A 1,364-nucleotide genomic window follows, 5' to 3' on the forward strand; every position below is an offset into this window, starting at 1 on the left:
GCCGAAGCGCACCACTTTCCTCAAGGCGAAATGCGCGAGGATATCGCCTTCCAGGTGATCAACGATGAGCTATTTTTAGACGGTAACGCCCGGCAAAACCTGGCGACATTTTGCCAGACCTGGGATGACGATTATGTACACCGCCTAATGGATATTTCGATCAATAAGAACTGGATCGATAAAGAGGAATATCCGCAATCCGCCGCCATCGATCTACGCTGCGTCAACATGGTGGCCGACCTGTGGCATGCCCCACGCCCCGCGCATGGCCAAGCCGTCGGGACCAACACCATCGGCTCCTCCGAGGCCTGTATGCTGGGCGGTATGGCGATGAAGTGGCGTTGGCGCGCCAAACGGCTGGCGGCAGGAAAATCGGTTGATAAGCCGAATCTGGTGTGCGGCCCGGTGCAAGTCTGCTGGCATAAGTTCGCCCGTTACTGGGATGTCGAACTGCGTGAAATCCCGATGGCCCCCGGCAAACTATTTATGGATGCGGAGCGCATGATCGCCGCCTGCGACGAGAACACCATCGGCGTCGTGCCGACCTTCGGTGTTACCTATACCGGCAACTATGAGATGCCCGAGGCGCTGCACCAGGCGCTGGACGATCTGCAAGCGCGCACCGGTCTGGATATCGACATGCACATCGATGCCGCCAGCGGTGGCTTCCTGGCACCGTTCTGCGCCCCGGATATCGTCTGGGACTTCCGCTTGCCGCGTGTTAAATCCATCAGTTCATCCGGCCATAAATTCGGCCTGGCACCGCTTGGCTGTGGCTGGGTGGTGTGGCGTGACGCCGCCGCCCTGCCAGACGATCTGGTGTTCAAGGTTGACTACCTCGGCGGTCAGGTCGGCACCTTCGCGATTAACTTCTCCCGCCCGGCCGGCCAGGTGATCGCCCAATACTATGAGTTCCTGCGCCTGGGACGTGAGGGGTACACCAAGGTACACACCGCCAGCTATCAGGTGGCGCAGTTCCTGGCGGCGGAGATCGCCAAACTGGGGCCCTATGAGTTTATCTGTAGCGGCGATCCGCAACAGGGGATTCCGGCGGTCTGTTTCCGTATTCCGGCCGGGCAGGATCTGGGTTATAGCCTGTATGATCTCTCCGAGCGTCTACGCCTACGCGGTTGGCAGGTGCCGGCCTTTGCCCTGAATGGTGAGATGTCCGACGTGGTGGTGATGCGCCTGATGTGCCGTCGCGGCTTCGAGATGGACTTCGCCCAGCTGTTGATGGCGGACTTCCGCGCGGCACTGGCTTACCTCAAGGCCCATCCGACGGCGGCGCATATCGCCCATCAGAATAGCTTCAAGCATTCCTGATCCGATCCGTCCACACCTTGGCGTAAGGAGTGACTATCATG

1 protein-coding gene is annotated in these 1,364 nt (G+C 59.8%); it reads left to right on the forward strand.

Going from position 1 to position 1,364, the window contains the following annotated elements; all coding sequences use genetic code 11:
- On the forward strand, positions 1 to 1,323 hold a 1,323-nt coding region (gene gad / locus EHO01S_RS16960; protein ID WP_024525052.1), incomplete at its 5' end, for a glutamate decarboxylase.
- Between the last annotated feature and the right edge of the window lie 41 nt (positions 1,324 to 1,364).

This window comes from Edwardsiella hoshinae NBRC 105699 = ATCC 33379 (assembly GCF_000474215.1).
GTDB classification, from domain to species: Bacteria; Pseudomonadota; Gammaproteobacteria; order Enterobacterales; family Enterobacteriaceae; genus Edwardsiella; species Edwardsiella hoshinae.